This is a genomic window from Providencia lanzhouensis (genome assembly GCF_050469745.1).
In the GTDB taxonomy this organism is placed as follows: Bacteria; Pseudomonadota; Gammaproteobacteria; order Enterobacterales; family Enterobacteriaceae; genus Providencia; species Providencia lanzhouensis.
Map to the genome: position 1 here is coordinate 2,635,065 of NZ_CP174123.1, position 19,894 is coordinate 2,654,958.

Here is a 19,894-nt window from a genome sequence, read left to right on the forward strand (position 1 = left end):
GTAGAAAACATCCCGCCAACAAATTAATTATCGCTTACTGTCCGTATAACATCGTATTACGAATATCCTAGTTAGACACCATTTACTTAATTAAAAACTAAACATTTTTTATCTTGCCTGTAATTTTATTCACCGTAAAATCCCCCTAATCTTTCAGAAAAAATGTGAATAATATGACGCTTACCATTATTATTTTTGTGTTGGTCTATATCGCCATGGCATTTGGCAAACTACCCGGCTTTAAAGTTGATAGAACGGGCGCCGCCGTCATCGGTGCATTAGCCATGATGGCCATCGACAGCATCACGCCACCTCATGCCTGGAATGCCATTGATTACCGCACTATCGGCATGCTATTTGGTTTGATGGTGGTCTCCGCTTCGTTTGTGGTTTCCGGCTTTTATAGTTGGACCGCCGATCGCGTGGCGATGCTCAAAGTCAGTGCGCCTACACTGCTTGCCGTACTGATCGCCGTTGGCGGATTACTTTCCGCACTGTTAACCAACGACGTGGTTGTCGTCGCGATGACACCATTATTGGTCTCCATCACACTATCTCGCGGGCTTAACCCCATTCCGTTTCTGCTTGGATTCTGTTTTGCCGCCAACAACGGTGCAACCGGCTCGCTGATTGGTAGCCCGCAAAATATGATCGCGGCACAGGGGCTAGATATTTCCTTTGTGGGCTTATTACAATCCTCGGCAATACCGGCATTATTATCTTTACCGCTCACCTGGCTGGTATTGGTGTGGTTATATCGCAACCGCTGGTACTTAGCTAAAGAGCCGACTAATACCCCTAAAACGGTCTCTCCTCCAACACCACTCGATACATGGGAAACTGCTAAAGCCGGTGTGATCACACTCGCCGTGATTGTGGCTTTTGTGGTGAGTGATATACCAAAAGAGTTAATCGCATTAACGGCAGCGGGTTTCCTATTACTGAACCGCTCCATTGCATCTAGCGATATGCTTAAGTTAGTGGATGGGAATTTATTACTATTAATCATGGGATTATTTGTCGTCAACGCGGCATTTGCTGGAACAGGATTACCGCAGCAAATGTTGAATGATTTACGCGCTCATGGTGTTGAACTCAATAACCCATTCATTCTATTTTTAGTAACCGGCGTTCTCAGCACTATTGTCGGAAATAACCCCTCTGTCATGCTGCTGGTGCCTTTTTTAACGCCTGACGGTAACGCTGATGCATTAGGCGCCGCATTAGTCCTTGGCTCTGGTTTTTCCAGTAACTTGTTTGTGTTTGGTAGCTTGGCGGGCATTATTGTTGTGGAACAAGCGGCGGCTTATGGTGTGAAAATTTCATTCTCAGAATTTGCAAAATCTGGGGGAATTGTTGCCGTTCTCTGTATGCTATTAGCCACTGCATGGATTTTATTCGCGTTATAAAACTAACGCCTTTCTCAGCCTATTTAACTGAGAAAGGCGTTTAGGATTTTCAGGGAAGAATAGCAAATGAGCGCACAGGAAACCCACTAGCATTATTGGGTTTCGCCACAATATTAAAAATCACAGCACCACGAGTCGGTAATTGATCTAAATTCGCCATCAACTCTATTTGGTAAGTATCTTGTTCTAATACGTAATATTCACCTAATAGCGCGTTATTTTGGCGAAAATCTTTCGCTGCATCAGTATCAAATGTCTCATGCCCAATGGCTTTAATGCCACGCTCTTCAAATAAAAATTTGAGCGCATCCATACCCCATCCCGGGATTTGATTATTACCTTCTGCGTCTTTATTATCCATGGCTTCTTGAGAAGGCCAGCGCTTATGCCAATCTGTGCGTAGTGCTACAAAACTATCCGGTTCGATTCGCCCATGTTCACGCTCGAAAGCTAAAACATCTTCGCGAGAAAATGCAAAATTAGGGTCTTGTGCCGCTCGCTCAGATTGGTTGATAACGATCAGCGGTAAGACTAACTCTTGCAGCTCCAATTCATGTAAAAAGCGTTTTCCTTCAACAAAATGGCAAGGTGCGTCAATATGCGTGCCGTATTGCCCAGGAAAGGTAAATTGCTGAGCAAAAAAGCCGTCAGAGTAGCCAAATAATGTTTTAAATTCTGCAGAGTCAAACATAAAGAAATGAGGAGAATCTTTATCAAAGCTGTGCGTTAAATCCACCCATTTTTTGGATTTTAATACCTTTAGTGCATTTAAAACTTCGTTAGCCATCATTTTCCCCTATCTGGTTTTAGTCTTTATCAAGACAATTTTATTTTGCTATTTTTATTTATTCTGAATAGGTAATAACCAACTCTATGACGTTTGTCTATCTTTCTAAACAATCCGTTGCCAATTTTTCACCAAATTGGCAACGAAGATTCGAATATTATTTAGAATAATTTGCCCATGCAGCAGGTTCAATAAAACCATCATAAATACGCTGAGAGCGAATATAATCTGCATACTCTTTTGATTCAAAAGCCTCTTTTAAATCTTTAGCCCATTGAGTGTCGAGATCTTTTTGTAGCACAGAAACCACAACGCGATGCTCAAGCGGTGAATTTTCAACAACCAAACCATCCGCAATACGCTGCCCTGCACTCGCCACATAATTACCATTCACTACTACAAAATCCACATCATCCAATAGACGTAAACCTTGCGCGGCATCTGTTTCACGGATATCGAGCTTATATTTTGCAGGTTCAATGTCATTGACGCTAAAGCTGAGCGTACTGACATTCGGTTTGATTTTAATCCAACCCAGTTGCTCTAAAATTCGAGCTCCACGTTCCGCGTTTACAGGGTCATTTGACAGCGCGACAATCATGCCATCTTGCACATCATTCAGCGTTTTGTGTTTATTCGAACGTAAACTCTGCGGTGCGCTTGGTGAATCGGCCAATGCGACCATATTAATATTATTTTTTTGGTTATACGCTTCCATATAAGCGCGACTTTGGTTTACTGATGCGTCAATTGCCCCTTCTTCAAATGCAGGGTTAATTTGCCTGTTTTGTGAAAACTGACGTAACGTCACTTGGTAACCTTTTTTCTCTAAAATAGGTACAATGCCTTTATCGACTTGGTCGATATAATTCCCAACACCGAAGCCAATAGTAATTTGCTTTTTATCTGAGCTGTCTTTTTCTTTATTATCACCACATCCTGCCAATAAAATGATTGCGGTTGCCACTAAAGATAAATTTATTATTTTTTGTTTGAACATTTGAAATTTCCTATGGTGATTACTTTTTAATTACTTTCAGCTTTTAATATTGCCAATCGACCGGAGTATAAACAGGATTTATTTAACGTCTTAGATCCGTTCGTTATAACTTAAATAGAAATGAATATAAAAATGAATCAAACCAAAATGGTTATAACGATATAACAAAATGGTAGTTCGAATAATGATGTGATTGATATGTAATAAAGGAGATAAAAAAATTTAAATAAAGTGAGTTATTTATGACAGTAAAATTTGATTTAATTAACAATATTCTTAACCTGACACCAGACTCAGAATTAGCGAAAAACCGCGCAGAAAGACCGGTTGCAACAGAAAATACTCAAGCCGCTTTTGAGGCTGTTTTTTCTGTGCCATCTCAAATATTGCCTCTAAATGTGAAATACTATTTTGCGCTTTCCGTGGCGAAAATTACTGGTTCAATATTACTCGCAAAATATTATGCTGAATTATTATCATCACAATCCATCGTCGAAATAACACCTGAGATTACGCTTGCAGAGAAATATCTGCGAATATTAGCCAGCAATCCAAATCAAGCTGATTATGCTTTAACACAACAATTTATTCAGCAAGGATGGTCTGAGCCCGATATTATTTTATTGGCTCAGTTAATTACCTTTGTCACTTATCAATCCCGCTTAGTTGCTGGCCTGGAATTATTAATTGGACAAAACCAGAATTCAGATAATAAAGCAGACCAACACTTTCCAATTTTGGCAGGAAATTGGAACCACGCAACGACAACACAGTTAGGGCAACCATCACCGACCGCCTTTACACAGCAGCAATTAGGTTGGGAGTCTTGGTTATCTGCGCGAGATGTCAATTCGTTAAGTGACGATGAAACTCAAACGCTGAAAAAACATGGGCAATTAAATTCTGAATATTTCCTTCTGTTAGCTCATCAAAGCGAGATTTTAGCGCTACGTACACAGATAGACCGAGGTATTTTTTATACCTCAGGTGGGCTACCTCGCTGGGAGAGAGAGTTTGCTGCTGCTGCGGTCAGTAAAGTGAATGGCTGCATTTATTGCGCTTCAGTTCATGCGCGCAAAGCTAGCCAGTATGCAAAAGAACATCTCGGTGATGTCGAGAAACTGCTGGCGACACCCGCAGGAAATGTGCTTGCTGAAGGCTATGAATCGAGGCTTTTAGCTATCGTTTCTCTTGTTGCTTCGCTCTCTACTACGCCTATTCAAGCCTCAGTTGAGCAAATCGATCAGCTACGCTCATTAGGGTTAACGGAACTAGAGTTACTCGATTTAATTCAATCCAGTGCATTTTTTTCATGGGCTAATCGCTTAATGCTGACATTGGGAGAACCGTTTGAACTCCCTGAAAATAAGGAGTAATACCATGGATAAGGTCATTGGATTAGCGGCTCTAGAGGCGCAAATAAATCAGGATTTGCAGTATCTTAATTTACCGATTAGCTCATGGTCGTTGTCAGATGAAGATCTTGATAAACAAAAGATTAATGTCGCCATTATCGGTGGGGGCATGTCGGGAGTAACGGCGGCTTTTGCCTTAAAATTACGGGGAATTAACGCTATCGTTTTTGACCAAGCGCCCTCAGGCAAAGAAGGTCCTTGGCAAACGCCAGCCTTGATGGAAACCTTGCGGTCACCTAAACAGGTTGTCGGCCCTGCTCTTGCATCCCCCTCTTTAACATTCCAAGCCTGGTTTAAAGCTCAATTTGGCGATGATGTGTGGGAAAATCTCGATAAAATCCCACGCTTACAATGGGGTGAGTACCTACAATGGTTTAAAACCATGACGGCACCCACACTGCTAAATCAGCACCAATTAGTTGATGTTAAATTAATCCCTCAAGGCCGTGAGTTAACGTTTGACACTCCCAATGGGCAGACCTCTTTTGTTGCTCAGCATGTTGTCATTGCAACCGGCATGGAATCATTTAGCGAACCTAACATCCCAGAATTTATGAATAAAATTCCAACTCAATACTGGGAGCATTCATATGCGGGTAGCAACTATGAGAGATTTAACGGGCTAGATATTGGCGTTGTAGGCTACAGTGCGGGGGCTATGGACAGTTCAGCCACTGCATTAGAACATGGTGCTAAGTCTGTTGAGTTATTGATCCGAGCAAAAGAGATGCCCCGAGTAAACCGAGGAAAGGTCGCCGGAAGTGCCGGTTTTACCAATGCCTATGGGTATTTTACCGATGCGCAAAAATGGCATTATGCCGATTATGTTTTGAAAGCGAAAACCCCTGCCCCTCATGGTAGTACACTACGAGTTTCTCGTCATACACATGCTTATTTTAACTTCAATACACAAGTCAATGATGTCACCGTCAAAGAGAATAAATTGCACGTTTCCACCAACCAAGGGGATTTCTCTTTTGATTACCTCATTTTAGCGACTGGCTACCGACTAAATTGGCAAAAATACAGCCCATTTCATCGCCTAGCGCCGTTTATTAAAACGTGGAGAGATGTTTATACCCCACCTAAAGGTGAGGAGAATGATGAACTTGCCGCGCATCCCTATCTTGGTGAACACTTTGAATTGCAAGCAAAATCGGGTTACGAGTTTCCGTTTATCGACCACTTTTATTGCTTCAATTTAAGCGCTTCGCTCAGCATGGGCCCCTTAATTGGCTTGATCCCAGGCACCAATACCGGAGCTGAGCGTTTAGCGGATCATATTGCTGCCAAGTTGTATCTAGCCCATCGGCAACAGCACCTTGAGTTGGTTAAAACCAGTACAGAAAATGAGTTATTAGGTGATGAATGGTAACCTGCCTTACCACCCGCTCAGCGTGTACAATTGATTGAAAATGTGGAGTAAAGGATGATTGAATTTAACAATGTCCAAAAGATTTATGAAAAAAATGGGCAATCCTTAGTCGCTCTACAAGATATTAATTTGCATATCAATAAAGGTGATATTTTTGGTTTTATTGGTTATAGCGGTGCAGGTAAAAGTTCCTTGATCCGCTTAGTCAATCAATTAGAAAAGCCTACCGGTGGCGCCATCAAGGTCGATCAGCACAATTTGGCGGAGCATACCCCATCGCAAATACGGACACATAAAAAAAGTATCGGAATGATTTTCCAACATTTCAATTTGTTGGAAACCAAGACTGTCGAACAGAATGTTGCTATGCCCCTGGTTTTACTTGGCATTGATAAGCACGAAATTGCCCGTCGCGTAGATAACATTCTTGAATACGTTGAATTAAGCGATAAGAAACACCAATACCCTAACCAGCTTTCTGGTGGGCAAAAACAGCGTGTTGGAATAGCGAGAGCGTTGATTAATAATCCACAAATCTTGCTGTGTGATGAGGCAACATCTGCCTTGGATCCGCAAACGACCGCCTCTATTTTGGCATTACTGCAAAAAATCAATCGTGAGCAGAAAATTACCATTTTATTGGTCACTCATGAAATGGAAGTCATTGAGCAGATTTGTCATCGTGTCGCCGTCATGGAATCCGGTCGCATTGTTGAAGAAGGCACAGTACTTGATATTTTTGCCAATCCTCAACATCCAACCACGCAAAAATTTGTGGGTACTGTGCTCAATGAAAAAATTCCGGAGCGTGTACTCCATCAGCTTGAACATCAAGAGGATGTATATCGATTAGAATTTTTAGGCAAATCCGCTCAAGAGCCTGTGGTGAATGAACTTATTATCAAAAATATTATTAAAATCAATATTCTATTTGCCAATATGAAAGAGATCAACGGCGTCGTTTTAGGCAGTATGTTTGTTCAGATGTTAGGCGATAAACAGCACATTGATGAAGCCGTAGCCTATTTACGCCATCGTGGCGTTGCAGTGAATAAGGGGACAGTATGAGTGAGTTTTTTGAAACAGCACTGACAAGTAAACAATTTTTATTGGCCATGTCAGAAACATTCACTATGGTGAGTATTGCGCTTGTCCTCGGTTCGCTATTCGGGATCTTATTGGGAATTTTATTAGTTATTACTCGCCCAGACGGAATTTGGGAAAACAAACGTATTTATCGCGTTATTAACCCTATTATTAATATATTCCGTTCACTACCTTTTATTATTTTATTAGTGGCTATAATCCCATTAACACGCTTTGTGGTAGGAACATCTATTGGCACCACCGCGGCGATAGTCCCTTTAGTCATTTATATTGCGCCATATACGGCAAGATTGGTTGAGAATTCATTGCTCAGTGTCCATTCGGGTATTATTGAAGCTGCCGATGCAATGGGGGCGACCAACTGGCAAATTGTTTGGCACTTTATTCTACCGGAAGCAAAGTCATCATTAATTTTAAGCTTAACGGCTGCCAGTATAACGCTGGTTGGGGCAACGGCGATGGCTGGAGCCGTTGGTGGCGGCGGTGTTGGTGATCTTGCGCTAAATTACGGTTATCAACGCTTTGATAATGTTGCTATGGCAATTACGGTTGTGACCTTGGTGATTATCGTGCAAGGAATACAGTTTATTGGTGACACTTTGGCAAGAAAGGCGCGTTTTCACTAGTTAATATAAAGTCGATGAAATATCTTCATCGACTTTTATTTATTTTTCATACAATTAACCATCTCTCTTCCCTTTTCAATTCCTCCGCAAAAAATATTTACACATAAAAAAGTCGCTATTAACACGAGTTTAATAAAAAAACAGGCTATTTCTAAAAATTAAATTTTAAAAAATGCAGTAAAATACCAATATATTTTAAATGATTCATATATAATCATAATACTATACATCATAATGTTTATTTGACCACTTGAGACCAAAAACACTATGAAATGTATATTTTAGTCACTTTGATAACATCTTTAGCTACCTCGCGCGCTTTACGATGCATCGTCAGCGTTTTATTAACCTCTAACTGAAAACTGATTATGCCGACTATCGAACAACTTATATTGCTTTCATCCATATTGATTTTACTCGGTATTTTTTCGAGTAAATTGTCTGCAAGACTTGGTTTACCAATGTTGGTTATGTTTCTCTTTATTGGCATGCTGGCAGGTGAGGATGGCTTAGGGAAAATTACCTTTGATAACGTCAATGTATCTTATGCTGTTGGCTCTCTCGCCCTTGCTCTAATCCTTTTCGATGGTGGGCTACAAACCTCAGTAAAATCAATTAAGCTAGTCTGGAAACCTGCATTCACCTTAGCTACCGTTGGTGTTTTGATTACTGCGGGTATCACTGGGTTAGCCGCTGCCTATATTTTAGGTATTCCACTTCTTGAAGGGTTGCTTTTAGGCGCCATTGTTGGCTCAACGGATGCCGCCGCCGTATTTTCACTGCTACGCAATGCAGGCATTTACCTAAATGAGCGTTTACAGGCGACTTTAGAGATAGAGAGTGCAACCAACGACCCGATGGCCATATTTTTAACCGTTGGACTACTGCAACTGCTAATGAACCCACAAGCCTCTGGCAGTGAATTAGCTTTATTATTTGTTAGCCAAATGGGAATTGGTGCTGCTGTAGGGGTAGGTGTTGGTTGGATTTCAATAAAGATCATCAACAAAATTAAGTTACTTGCGGCAGGTCTTTATCCCGTTTTAGTGGCGGCTTGTGGTTTGTTTTCATTCGGTGTCGCCAGTAATTTAGATGGAAGTGGCTTCTTATCTATTTTTGTCACGGGTGTGGTTATTGGTAATCACTCATTTGTTTTCCAGCGCAATACCTTTCTATTCCATGATGGGCTTGCATGGTTAAGCCAAATCATCATGTTCGTGATGTTAGGCTTATTGGTTAACCCTAGCTCATTAATTGAGGTATGGCAGGAAGGGTTGCTCATTGCGCTGGTATTAACCTTTGTTGCAAGACCGTTGGCGGTTGTCCCTGTACTCAAACTATTTCGCTTCACTCGAAATGAGATAGCACTTATCTCCTGGGTTGGACTAAGAGGCTCTGTTCCGATTATTTTGGCTATTTTCCCCTTCATTTTTGGGTTACCGGGGGCCAACCTCATTTTTGATGTTGTTTTCTTCGTGGTACTCATTTCTGCAACGCTACAAGGTTCCACGCTGCCTTACTTTGCTCGCAAGTTAAATCTTATGCAACCACCACCGCTTCTGCCCGCTGCGACATTAGATATTACTGCTGTCGACCAGATTGATGCTGACTTGGTCGAATATACGCTGGGCGAGGACTGCTCTGCGGTAGGACGAAGGTTATCTCAATTAGCCCTGCCTGACCAAACCGTGATTGCGATGATCACCCGAGAAAAAAGTGTATTGCCACCACGCGGCTCAACAATCTTAATGGCGAATGATCATTTGTTTGTCGTACTAAAACCGCAAAATCGCCTATTCTTAGAAAGATTATTCTCCGAACAAACTTCTTCAGAACCAACCGTTATGGAGCTACCTGAATCAGGTTTAAGCTTAAAAGGCACAACGCGATTAAATGAAATTTATGAGTCATATGGGATTTTGATTGAAGTTGATTCCGATAAAACACTCAATCAATTTATTCACGTCAATACTGAAAATGAACCCTCTCAAGGGGATGTGATTAAGCTAGATGGCATACAAATAAAAATTGATGAAATGATCGGCCCACGTATCGTTACTGTTATTTTAGAGCCAGTAAAAATCCAGCAGGAATAATATGTTAAAAATAGTGATAATCCATTTTCATTTTTCCACGCTTATTTTCTAAATTGTATGCATAAAAAATAAAAGCCCCAAAGGGGCTTTTATTTTTGCAAGTACTCTATATAAGAGGGAGATTAATATATTCAATGACTTTTACTAACTAACTTGAGTTAATTAATTTTATCGTTCTCAATTGAAACAATTTAATTACTGTACTTAATTTGTTTCATTATGAAACGTATACATAGAATAGATATTATACGAGAGAATAAAGTGAGTCGTTAAACCCTTTAGATTCTCTTTCCTCAGACGCGTTGATATCATCCTGGAGAACTTCACTAAAGAACTCACCCATATTTACGCCTAGTACCTTTAATACGCGAACTAAGCAATCTATATCAATACGATTCACACCTCGTTCATAACGAAATAGTTGTTGTTCACTGATGTCGATCTCTTTAGCTAATTGGAAAACCGTATAGCCTTGAGCTTTTCTTAAAGACTTAATTTTTTGTCCAACTGCACAAGCGACAGGATATTTTGTATTTATAAACATTCTCGCTTCAATCTATATTAATTGAATAAAAATCAGCAGGTATTTTCTGCCATTTTCATTGTTATTTTATATGTACTATATAGTTCATCGATAAAAACATGGTGATACATCCAACATCACTAAGAGAATGATATACTAGCCTTCTAATTAGTTTCAACTAGTCCAAAAATGACATTGCAACTATGTAACAAAATATTTTTTTCTATACAAACAAGACGAGTTAGCAAATAAATCCTTAATTATCAATCTATTATGCAAATTGATAGCCAGTGAATATCACCGAGTAAACTCAGGTGAAAGAGCACATCGCAAGACAATTCACTAAAAACCAACCACTTTCCCGCCAATAAATCCAAAAATAAAGGAAATAAACAGAATAATTTAACACTGTAACAAAGTTAATCGTTTCACGATAACATTGGTAGTTTTTTGAGTCAAAAACCACATTAAGTGAGCATTTTCTGTAAAAGAAAGTAAAAAATATGTGTTTTACATATATAACTATTTTGCAACATAAAACATCAATAACTTACATTTTTGAACCGCATGCTACAAATTAATTAAACGCTATATTTTTAAAGTAACTTAGTGAATTTAATGCACCTACATATTCAACATAACAAAACATTAACGTTAAGGAAGCCGAACATTCACTTTACTTGATGAATATCACAAAAATATGAACATTACTGATTATCGATAATCTTATTTTAATATTATGAATACATGAACACTCAGAAATTATTGAACTTTAAGATTATCAAAACGTGAATAGCTAGAATTATTCACTAATATACTACTTTGAAGATATTCTTTTACTGTAATATCAATGAAAGTTTTGTTTGTTATTTCTTTAATATCATCTAAGAATATTCTTAATAATTTATTTAATCCAAACCAACATAAGGCTGTTCATGGGTATCGCATAATTTAGTTTCTAACGCAGTTACATTACCGCCATAGTTTTAAATAAAAATTCATTTCAGATAAAACTATTAATGCATTAATCCTTTAACATCTCCATTTAGGTAATTTCACTTAAGGCGTTAACATTCTTTATTTTTATTAACTAGATTTTGATTTTAACCAAATTGAGACTTATTCAATGCAAGGAAAAATCTCGTTATCGTTTCATTGAATATATTGATTCATAAAAAAACAAAAGTTTATATTAATAATATAATGGTCAATATAACGCCATATTCAATCTTAATAGGAATAATACTTAATGAGTAATATGAATATTTAAGCAAAATCAACGAAGGATCATAGAGAGAGGATGATGAAAATTTATTGAATGTAACTATACACAAATTAACTAAAATCAGTAAGTTATATCTTCAATTGACGTTTTTAGAGAGGCGCTTTTTGAGAATGATGAAGTGGTGGGCGATAGCGGGCTCGAACCACTGACCCCCTCCTTGTAAGGGAGGTGCTCTACCAACTGAGCTAATCGCCCACTTCATGACGCTGTACTTGATGGTGGGTCGTGCAGGATTCGAACCTGCGACCAATTGATTAAAAGTCAACTGCTCTACCAACTGAGCTAACGACCCATATTCAAGTATCTGTACTGCTTGAATGACTTATTTCATTTAGATGGTGGGTCGTGCAGGATTCGAACCTGCGACCAATTGATTAAAAGTCAACTGCTCTACCAACTGAGCTAACGACCCATCTGTATTTCTGAATTGTTTTTAATGCAAGAAAAGATGAAGTGGTGGGCGATAGCGGGCTCGAACCACTGACCCCCTCCTTGTAAGGGAGGTGCTCTACCAACTGAGCTAATCGCCCACTTCATAATAACCACATTGTCATAAATAATTGGTGGGCGATAGCGGGCTCGAACCACTGACCCCCTCCTTGTAAGGGAGGTGCTCTACCAACTGAGCTAATCGCCCAATCATTTATGTTTTCATCGTCAACGGTGGTGGGCGATAGCGGGCTCGAACCACTGACCCCCTCCTTGTAAGGGAGGTGCTCTACCAACTGAGCTAATCGCCCCGTCGTCGATGGAGGTGCATTATAGGGATACTGCGTTCTGAGTCAACGGTTTTTGAATAGATTTTTTCTGTTCGTTGCAAAAATAATCAAGATGTTTTAATTATCACCTAAGAAGTACCCTTTTTAATCAATTAACTACATTATCCTACTAAATTTTATTAGAAAAAAATCATCCGAAGCTCACCAGACTAAAAATTTCAGCGGTTATTTTCCCAATTTGATGATTTTCTTTATCTGTATAGAGAGAAGCAGATTGAGGATTCACTACAGGGTGATAGAATAGAGGAACTTTTAGCAATGCTTACGATGAACATAAGCGCATAAGAAACAACGTTTCGCAATTAAGGCAATCTCGATGAGTAAAATCAAAACCCGTTTTGCACCAAGCCCAACTGGCTACTTGCACGTTGGTGGTGCTCGTACCGCCCTGTATTCCTGGTTATATAGTCGCCACAATCAGGGCGAATTTGTCCTGCGTATTGAAGACACCGACTTAGAACGTTCAACTCAGGAAGCTATCGACGCCATTATGGACGGTATGAACTGGTTGAATTTAAATTGGGATGAAGGTCCTTACTATCAAACTAAGCGTTTCGACCGCTACAATGCGGTAATTGATACCATGTTAGAAGCAGGTACCGCTTACCGCTGCTACTGCTCTAAAGAGCGTTTAGAAGCGTTACGCGAAGAACAAATGGCAAAAGGCGAAAAACCTCGCTATGACGGGTGTTGCCGTGACCATGAACATAACCACACTGCGGCAGAACCGCATGTTGTTCGCTTCCGTAACCCACAAGACGGTTCTGTAATTTTCAATGACACCATTCGTGGTCCAATTGAATTTAGCAACCAAGAGCTGGATGACTTAATCATCCGTCGTACCGATGGTTCTCCAACTTACAACTTCTGTGTCGTTATTGATGACTGGGATATGGAAATTACCCACGTCATTCGTGGTGAAGACCATATCAATAACACCCCTCGCCAAATCAACATTCTCAAAGCATTAGGCGCGCCAGTGCCTGAATATGCTCACGTTTCGATGATTTTAGGTGATGATGGTAAAAAACTGTCTAAACGCCATGGCGCTGTTAGCGTTATGCAATATCGCGATGACGGTTACCTGCCACAAGCACTATTAAACTATTTAGTACGCTTAGGCTGGTCACACGGCGACCAAGAGATCTTCTCAATTGAAGAAATGAAAGAATATTTTTCTCTTGATGCTATCAGCAAATCAGCGAGTGCATTCAACACTGAGAAATTACAGTGGCTGAACCATCACTACATCAATACTCTGCCAGCTGAAGAAGTGGCAACCTACCTTGCATGGCATATCGAACAGCAAAATATCGACACCAGCACAGGTCCACAGTTAGTTGAGTTAATCAAATTACTGGGTGAGCGCTGTAAGACACTGAAAGAAATGGCGGAATCTTGCCACTACTTCTATCAGGACTTTGAAGAGTTTGATGCTGATGCAGCGAAAAAACACTTACGCCCAGTCGCACGTCAGCCATTAGAAGTGGTGAAAGACAAATTAATCGCTATTTCCGATTGGACGGCCGAGAATGTCCATCAAGCGATTGAAGCGACCGCGGCTGAATTAGATGTGGGTATGGGTAAAGTGGGAATGCCTTTACGTGTAGCGGTAACTGGTGCAGGCCAATCACCTGGGTTAGATGTTACCGTTCATGCTATCGGTCAGGCTCGTTCTGTAGCTCGTATCGAAAAAGCATTAGCGTTTATCGCAGAACGCGAAGCATCCGCACAATAATTTTCTAAATTAAGAAGCCTTTCTATTTTACTGCCTCTTAAATTAAGAGGCAGTTTGCTTTTCAGCTCCCGCATTAAATGGGAATTGATTGCAAAATGTTCTATATTTCAGCAGTTAAACCCGAAAAACATATTAATATATTGACACTCCAATCGAGCTTGAATATGATGCCTCCCGTCCAAAAGATTTTGTTTGGGGCTATAGCTCAGCTGGGAGAGCGCTTGCATGGCATGCAAGAGGTCAGCGGTTCGATCCCGCTTAGCTCCACCATCTAAAAACCAGTTTAGATGGCTGAATTTCATAACAAAAGACTACGTTTGGGGCTATAGCTCAGCTGGGAGAGCGCTTGCATGGCATGCAAGAGGTCAGCGGTTCGATCCCGCTTAGCTCCACCAAACTCTTTCTTATCTCCCTTTAATTCACTCTTTCCTTTTCCAAATTCTATTTGCAGTTTATCTTAATAATTTAGCCTAACTCACTTTCCCCTACTGTACCGTCTATTCACATTTGATTTACTCATATATAATTAGCTTATAATTTTATTTAAATAGAATTATTCAGATGTGTCATCGCACATCGTCCCTATTCCATTTCAACTAGGTGAGTTATGCCACACATAGATGCCGATATCATTGTGATAGGAGCAGGCGTTTCAGGTTTATCAGTCGCAAATCAATTACAGTCACAACCCCCCCAACATAAAAAAGTCCTTATCTTAGAAGCACGCGACCGTCTTGGTGGGCGTATTCATACGCGTGAAATTGATAACCAATTTTATGATTTAGGCGCTTCTTGGATCCACGGTATTACCGACAATCCAATCAGTGCAATCGCACAACAGCACCATATTCAAACCGTTGTTTTCAATTACCAAGACGCTATTTTCTATAAAAAAAATGGCTTGGTTTTGTGTGAGAACGAAAAAGAGGCTTTTGAAGCGGGTCTTGACTATTTAATGGAACAGTTTGAAACCATTTCATCACCCTGCCAATTTAACAATGCAGCCGAAGCGTTAAATAGTTGGTTGCAAAGCCCTGAATTCCACCATTTATTGACAGTAGACCACCATGCAAGTCAATCCCTGTTTGAACAGCTACAAACAGGTTTACATGAGTTTTTTGAAGTTATCGCTGAAGATCCCTGTGCTTGCACATTAGAGACATTATCTCCCTATTTTTTACAACTTGAAGGCTTTTGTGAAGGCGATGAAGTGATCTTCCCTCGCGGATATTCCCAAATTATCGAAACGCTATCAAATGGGCTGGATATTCGCCTTAACCATCCAGTTGAACATATTCATTACTTCGATAATTATGTCACTATCACCACGCTTAATGGACAACAATTCAATGCCCATAAAGTCGTTGTCACCGTACCGCTAGGGGTGTTGAAGAAAAACAAAATTCATTTTACGCCTGCACTGCCTGAAAAAACTCAAGAAGCTATTCATCAGTTAGGTTTCGGTGTATTCAACAAGTTATTTGTCACCTTTGAACAGGCTTTTTGGCGTAAAAATTCACTCAACAACGTCAATAGTATGTATATTCATGAGTCTGATTATTGGCTAAATTTTATGGATGTAAGCGCGATTTACCAAAAACCAACGTTGCTGTTTTTATTTGGTGGGTTGTCCGCAAAATGGCTTGAAGAGTGTGATGAATACGCCGCATGGCATGAACTGCAACAATCGCTCAGTAAGGTATTTGATAATGTACCCGCACCTATACAGCTGATAAAAACCGAGTGGGAAAAAGATATTTACGCTTATGGCTCGTTTAGCTACCCCGCACCTAACTATTCAGCGGATCAAATTGCCCAATTAAAACAGCCTATTGATAACAAAGTTTTCTTTGCAGGAGAACATTTAGCACTATCAGGAGCTGGTACCGTACATGGTGCTTATCAATCGGGTATAGATGCCGCCAACAGCCTGCTTAATACGCTTTAATTATCGATTAAGCCTCTAACCCTTACTTTCGTTTTAGGGGCTTAACAATGCTATCTAGCCCTTCTATCTTCAGCCCAAGAGTTATCTCCATCAATTCCCCTAATCGCCCTGCAGGAAACTCCCCTTTTTTATAAAACCACAGCAAGTATTCCTCAGGAAGATCAATCAGGACACAACCTTTATATTTACCAAATGGCATCGATGTATTGGCTATATCGAGTAAGTCTTGTTTTTCCATTTATCCGCTCTTGTTTTAAATATAAAAAAAACGGCATTCACTGAATGCCGTTTCTCACTGTAACACTTTTTATCGTAATGACTACAGGATTAATCCAACCACCGCAGCAGATAAGAAGCTTACCAGCGTTGAACCGTACAATAATTTCAGACCAAAACGTGCAACGGTATTACCTTGTTTTTCATCTAACCCTTTAATAGCACCAGCAATAATACCGATGGAAGAGAAGTTAGCGAATGACACTAAGAATACAGATAAGATACCCACAGAGCGGTCAGATAAACCCGATGCTACGGCTTTTAAGCCATCCATTGCCACGAATTCGTTGGTCACCATTTTCACTGCCATGATACCGCCAACTTGTAACGCTTCATTCGCAGGGATACCTAACATCCAAGCAAATGGATAGAACACATAGCCCAGCATAGTTTGGAAGCTAACATTGAAAATAGCAGAGCAGATTCCGTTAACCATCGCAATCAGGGCGATAAAACCAATCAGCATCGCAGAAACGATAATCGCAACTTTAAACCCAGCAAGAATATATTCACCCAGCATTTCGAAGAAGCTTTGACCTTCATGCAGGCTGCGCATTTGGATCTCTTTTTCCCCTTCTGGTGGGTACGGGTTGATCAGCGATAACACCACGAATGTACCAAACATGTTTAAGACCAAAGCGGCAACCACATATTTTGGATCTAACATGGTCATGTATGCACCCACGATGGACATTGAAACGGTAGACATCGCCGTTGCCGCCATGGTGTACATTCTTCTTTCTGACATGCTGCCTAATTGGTCTTTATAGGCAATAAAGTTTTCTGACTGACCCAACAGTAATGAACTTACTGCGTTGAATGACTCAAGTTTACCCATGCCGTTTACTTTCGACAGCACCGTACCGATGATGCGGATAACGAAAGGCAGGACTTTAATGTGCTGTAAAATACCAATCAGTGCAGAGATAAAGATAATTGGACACAATACTTGTAGGAAGAAGAATGCTAAGTTGCCTTCAATCATTCCGCCAAAGATAAATTTGGTCCCTTCTGCCGCATAACCCAATAAATGGGTAAATACGCCAGCAACACCAAGAACGAAAGACTCACCGATACCTGATTTTAAGAACAGGTAAGCGAGTGCAATTTGGATCACAAGTAATTGAATAACATAGCGAGGGCGGATCCCTCTACGGTTACTACTCGCTAAAATAGCGAGAGCGCCGATGATGACGATGGATAAAATAAAGTGCAGGATCGAGGTCATATTTGACTCCAACAAAGTTACGAATCAGTCTATGCGCATATTCTATGTAATAGACAACATTTAAATGAGATTAACGTCACATTAATATGAAAACTGACTCAGCCTATCTTTCAAAAGTCACGACCAGATCACGTTTCACGAGTAACACATTAATAACAACTGTAAAAATGTTAGCCAGAAAATAAGAAATGCCATTATCACGACGGACGATAATGGCATTGCGCATTAAATATAGGTCACGATTAGATATTCAGCAAACGAATTAATTCTTCTTCATCAATGACTTTTATCCCCAATTCTGTCGCTTTCGCTAACTTTGAACCCGCCGCTTCACCGGCAATCACCAAGTCAGTTTTTTTCGATACACTACCCGCGACTTTCGCGCCTAAGGCAATCAATCTATCCTTAGCTTCATCGCGAGAAAGCGTTGACATCGATCCAGTAAGTACGATTGTTTTTCCAGCAAATGGGCTATCGATATCAGCACTGTTAATCACTTTCACTTCAGGCCAGTGGATGTTCGCGATGGTCAGTAAATCATGAATAACTTGGCGATTGTGCTCTTCGCGGAAGAAATGCACCACATGCTTTGCCACCACTTCACCAATATCTTGAACGGTTTTCAGTGATTCTTCATCCGCCGCCATCACCGCATCTAATGATGCATAATGTGCTGCGAGGTTCGCCGCTGTCGCCTCACCCACTTCACGGATCCCTAATGCATAGATAAAGCGAGCCAGTGTCGTTTGTTTGGATTTTTCGAGCGCATCAATGAGTTTTTGTGCAGATTTCGGTCCCATTCGTTCTAGGCCGGTTAATTTACCCGCTGATAATTGATAGAGCTGCGCCGCATTTTTCACATATTCCGCGTCGACCAGCTGCTCAATAATTTTATCCCCCATCCCATCGACATCCATCGCACGGCGAGAAACAAAGTGTTTCAGTGATTCTTTTAATTGAGCGCCACAGGTTAACCCACCTGTACAGCGAGCCACCGCTTCCCCTTCGATACGCTCAATATCTGAATTACAGACTGGGCAATGGGTTGGAAACAGAATTTCACGACTATCCGCAGGGCGTTTATCCAGCACGACACTCACGATTTGAGGAATAACATCCCCTGCTCGGCGGATCACGACAGTATCCCCAATGCGAACACCCAAACGGTCAATTTCATCCGCGTTATGGAGTGTGGCATTACTCACCACAACACCCGCAACTTGCACTGGCTCTAATCGAGCCACGGGCGTAATCGCCCCTGTGCGCCCCACTTGGAACTCGACATCTTTTAGTAATGTGATTTGCTCTTGAGCTGGAAATTTAAACGCCGTTGCCCAGCGTGGTGCCCGGGAAACAAAACCTAATTCTTCTTGAGTGGCAATATCATTCACTTTAATCACGACACCATCGATATCAAAACCGAGCGTCGGGCGAATTTTTTCAACATGGTGATAGAAATCGAGCACTTGCTGGCAACCAACACGTAGCTGTACATGCTCACTCACTGGCAGCCCCCACGCTTTAAATTGCATCAAGCGCTCGTAATGGGTATCTGGCAATGTTTTGCCTTCCACCAGCCCTACACCATAGCAGTAGAAGGTTAATGGGCGTTTAGCGGTAATACGCGGGTCTAACTGGCGAAGGGAACCCGCCGCCGCATTGCGTGGGTTAGCAAAAATCTTACCATCCGTTTTACGCGCTTCTTCGTTCATGGCCTCAAAGCCTTTTTGAGGCATAAAAACTTCACCACGAATTTCAACACGGGCAGGAATATTATCCCCCCGTAAACGCAGCGGAATCGCTTTGATCGTGCGTACGTTAGCCGTGATATTTTCACCAACAGTACCATCACCACGGGTAGCTGCTTGAACTAACTCACCATTTTCATACAGCAAGCTGACGGCTAAACCATCTAATTTGAGTTCGCAGCAAAATGTTAATTCAGTGTGGTTATGCAGTCGGTCTTTCACGCGTTTATCAAATGCGAGATAGCTTTCTTCATCAAACACGTTATCTAAAGAGAGCATGGGAATTTCATGGCGAACTGTATCGAATGCAGCTAATGGTGCTGCACCCACACGCTGGGTTGGGGAATCTGTGGTGATCAGTTCTGGATGCTGCGCTTCGAGGCTTTTAAGTTCCTGCATCAGTTTGTCATATTCCACATCAGGAATTTCTGGCGCATCCATAACATGATAGAGGTATTCGTGATGGCGCAATTGTTGTTTTAGCGCGTCTATTTTTTGCGTGAGTGCGTCTGGGGTTTGTTTCGTCGTCATGTTTCACCAATAGATATAAAAAA

Annotated in this window: 14 protein-coding genes and 8 tRNA genes; 10 read left to right on the forward strand and 12 right to left on the reverse strand. The window is 40.9% G+C overall.

The genetic code is table 11. From position 1 onward, the window contains the following. The first annotated feature begins 173 nt into the window (after positions 1 to 173). Entirely contained in the window at positions 174 to 1,409 is a 1,236-nt protein-coding gene (locus tag ACIH2S_RS12475) for an SLC13 family permease (protein WP_108478558.1), read from the forward strand. 49 nt (positions 1,410 to 1,458) lie between these two features. On the opposite strand, the gene ACIH2S_RS12480 is transcribed toward ACIH2S_RS12475, so the two are convergent. Both ACIH2S_RS12480 and ACIH2S_RS12485 read right to left on the reverse strand, forming a co-directional pair. Continuing rightward, on the reverse strand, positions 1,459 to 2,196 hold the full coding sequence (locus tag ACIH2S_RS12480) for a cyclase family protein (RefSeq protein WP_108478557.1): 738 nt from the start codon (positions 2,194 to 2,196) through the stop codon (positions 1,459 to 1,461). Positions 2,197 to 2,353: 157 nt separating this feature from the next. After that, positions 2,354 to 3,196: a MetQ/NlpA family ABC transporter substrate-binding protein gene (locus ACIH2S_RS12485; protein ID WP_036949328.1), complete on the reverse strand. Its 843-nt coding sequence runs from the start codon at positions 3,194 to 3,196 to the stop codon at positions 2,354 to 2,356. Positions 3,197 to 3,438: 242 nt separating this feature from the next. Here ACIH2S_RS12485 and ACIH2S_RS12490 point away from each other — a divergent pair, with 242 nt between their 5' ends. From ACIH2S_RS12490 to ACIH2S_RS12510, 5 genes are all read left to right on the forward strand, one after another. Then, positions 3,439 to 4,572, forward strand: coding sequence for a CMD domain-containing protein (locus tag ACIH2S_RS12490; RefSeq protein ID WP_430247512.1), 1,134 nt, complete (start codon positions 3,439 to 3,441; stop codon positions 4,570 to 4,572). A 4-nt stretch (positions 4,573 to 4,576) separates the two neighbouring features. Continuing rightward, positions 4,577 to 5,986, forward strand: a complete 1,410-nt coding sequence (locus ACIH2S_RS12495; protein ID WP_430247514.1) for an FAD/NAD(P)-binding protein — start codon at positions 4,577 to 4,579, stop codon at positions 5,984 to 5,986. A 54-nt stretch (positions 5,987 to 6,040) separates the two neighbouring features. Continuing rightward, the gene (locus ACIH2S_RS12500; protein WP_036949320.1) at positions 6,041 to 7,054 is read left to right on the forward strand and encodes a methionine ABC transporter ATP-binding protein; all 1,014 of its coding nucleotides are present in this window, start codon (positions 6,041 to 6,043) and stop codon (positions 7,052 to 7,054) included. Then, a complete protein-coding gene (locus tag ACIH2S_RS12505) occupies positions 7,051 to 7,719 on the forward strand; it encodes a methionine ABC transporter permease (RefSeq protein ID WP_036949317.1) in 669 nt (222 codons plus the stop codon). Before ACIH2S_RS12500 ends, ACIH2S_RS12505 begins: the two co-directional genes overlap by 4 nt. A gap of 368 nt (positions 7,720 to 8,087) precedes the next feature. Continuing rightward, positions 8,088 to 9,815: a potassium/proton antiporter gene (locus tag ACIH2S_RS12510; protein WP_108478554.1), complete on the forward strand. Its 1,728-nt coding sequence runs from the start codon at positions 8,088 to 8,090 to the stop codon at positions 9,813 to 9,815. 244 nt (positions 9,816 to 10,059) lie between these two features. Here ACIH2S_RS12510 and ACIH2S_RS12515 read toward each other — a convergent pair whose 3' ends face one another. From ACIH2S_RS12515 to ACIH2S_RS12545, 7 genes are all read right to left on the reverse strand, one after another. Further along, positions 10,060 to 10,359, reverse strand: coding sequence for a helix-turn-helix domain-containing protein (locus ACIH2S_RS12515; protein WP_430247516.1), 300 nt, complete (start codon positions 10,357 to 10,359; stop codon positions 10,060 to 10,062). A 1,383-nt stretch (positions 10,360 to 11,742) separates the two neighbouring features. Then, a tRNA-Val gene (locus ACIH2S_RS12520) sits at positions 11,743 to 11,818 on the reverse strand. A 21-nt stretch (positions 11,819 to 11,839) separates the two neighbouring features. After that, positions 11,840 to 11,915: transfer RNA gene (locus ACIH2S_RS12525), tRNA-Lys, on the reverse strand. 44 nt (positions 11,916 to 11,959) lie between these two features. Next, positions 11,960 to 12,035 (reverse strand) — tRNA-Lys (locus ACIH2S_RS12530). A gap of 42 nt (positions 12,036 to 12,077) precedes the next feature. Next, positions 12,078 to 12,153: transfer RNA gene (locus ACIH2S_RS12535), tRNA-Val, on the reverse strand. A gap of 31 nt (positions 12,154 to 12,184) precedes the next feature. After that, positions 12,185 to 12,260: transfer RNA gene (locus tag ACIH2S_RS12540), tRNA-Val, on the reverse strand. A gap of 27 nt (positions 12,261 to 12,287) precedes the next feature. Next, positions 12,288 to 12,363 (reverse strand) — tRNA-Val (locus ACIH2S_RS12545). A gap of 355 nt (positions 12,364 to 12,718) precedes the next feature. Here ACIH2S_RS12545 and gltX point away from each other — a divergent pair. The 4 genes from gltX (at position 12,719) to ACIH2S_RS12565 (ending at position 16,088) form a co-directional block, all read left to right on the forward strand. Beyond that, entirely contained in the window at positions 12,719 to 14,140 is a 1,422-nt protein-coding gene (gltX, locus tag ACIH2S_RS12550) for a glutamate--tRNA ligase (RefSeq protein WP_108478553.1), read from the forward strand. A 194-nt stretch (positions 14,141 to 14,334) separates the two neighbouring features. After that, positions 14,335 to 14,410: transfer RNA gene (locus ACIH2S_RS12555), tRNA-Ala, on the forward strand. Between the two features lie 49 nt (positions 14,411 to 14,459). Next, positions 14,460 to 14,535 (forward strand) — tRNA-Ala (locus ACIH2S_RS12560). 212 nt (positions 14,536 to 14,747) lie between these two features. Continuing rightward, positions 14,748 to 16,088, forward strand: a complete 1,341-nt coding sequence (locus tag ACIH2S_RS12565) for a flavin monoamine oxidase family protein (RefSeq protein WP_108478552.1) — start codon at positions 14,748 to 14,750, stop codon at positions 16,086 to 16,088. Between the two features lie 22 nt (positions 16,089 to 16,110). Here the strand turns inward: ACIH2S_RS12565 and ACIH2S_RS12570 are convergent, their stop codons facing one another. From ACIH2S_RS12570 to ligA, 3 genes are all read right to left on the reverse strand, one after another. Then, a complete protein-coding gene (locus ACIH2S_RS12570; protein ID WP_108478551.1) occupies positions 16,111 to 16,326 on the reverse strand; it encodes a DUF3820 family protein in 216 nt (71 codons plus the stop codon). Positions 16,327 to 16,407: 81 nt separating this feature from the next. Beyond that, positions 16,408 to 17,592, reverse strand: coding sequence for a NupC/NupG family nucleoside CNT transporter (locus tag ACIH2S_RS12575; protein WP_036949543.1), 1,185 nt, complete (start codon positions 17,590 to 17,592; stop codon positions 16,408 to 16,410). Between the two features lie 242 nt (positions 17,593 to 17,834). Beyond that, complete coding sequence (gene ligA / locus ACIH2S_RS12580) at positions 17,835 to 19,871, reverse strand: NAD-dependent DNA ligase LigA (protein ID WP_108478550.1); 2,037 nt, start codon at positions 19,869 to 19,871, stop codon at positions 17,835 to 17,837. Positions 19,872 to 19,894: the final 23 nt, after the last annotated feature.

Bases quoted from the DNA above. Each gene is read 5' to 3' on its own strand.
- ACIH2S_RS12475 (WP_108478558.1), top strand. From the start codon at position 174: ATGACGCTTACCATTATTATTTTTGTGTTGGTCTATATCGCCATGGCA.
- ACIH2S_RS12480 (WP_108478557.1), bottom strand. From the start codon at position 2,196: ATGGCTAACGAAGTTTTAAATGCACTAAAGGTATTAAAATCCAAAAAA.
- ACIH2S_RS12485 (WP_036949328.1), bottom strand. From the start codon at position 3,196: ATGTTCAAACAAAAAATAATAAATTTATCTTTAGTGGCAACCGCAATC.
- ACIH2S_RS12490 (WP_430247512.1), top strand. From the start codon at position 3,439: ATGACAGTAAAATTTGATTTAATTAACAATATTCTTAACCTGACACCA.
- ACIH2S_RS12495 (WP_430247514.1), top strand. From the start codon at position 4,577: ATGGATAAGGTCATTGGATTAGCGGCTCTAGAGGCGCAAATAAATCAG.
- ACIH2S_RS12500 (WP_036949320.1), top strand. From the start codon at position 6,041: ATGATTGAATTTAACAATGTCCAAAAGATTTATGAAAAAAATGGGCAA.
- ACIH2S_RS12505 (WP_036949317.1), top strand. From the start codon at position 7,051: ATGAGTGAGTTTTTTGAAACAGCACTGACAAGTAAACAATTTTTATTG.
- ACIH2S_RS12510 (WP_108478554.1), top strand. From the start codon at position 8,088: ATGCCGACTATCGAACAACTTATATTGCTTTCATCCATATTGATTTTA.
- ACIH2S_RS12515 (WP_430247516.1), bottom strand. From the start codon at position 10,359: ATGTTTATAAATACAAAATATCCTGTCGCTTGTGCAGTTGGACAAAAA.
- gltX (WP_108478553.1), top strand. From the start codon at position 12,719: ATGAGTAAAATCAAAACCCGTTTTGCACCAAGCCCAACTGGCTACTTG.
- ACIH2S_RS12565 (WP_108478552.1), top strand. From the start codon at position 14,748: ATGCCACACATAGATGCCGATATCATTGTGATAGGAGCAGGCGTTTCA.
- ACIH2S_RS12570 (WP_108478551.1), bottom strand. From the start codon at position 16,326: ATGGAAAAACAAGACTTACTCGATATAGCCAATACATCGATGCCATTT.
- ACIH2S_RS12575 (WP_036949543.1), bottom strand. From the start codon at position 17,592: ATGACCTCGATCCTGCACTTTATTTTATCCATCGTCATCATCGGCGCT.
- ligA (WP_108478550.1), bottom strand. From the start codon at position 19,871: ATGACGACGAAACAAACCCCAGACGCACTCACGCAAAAAATAGACGCG.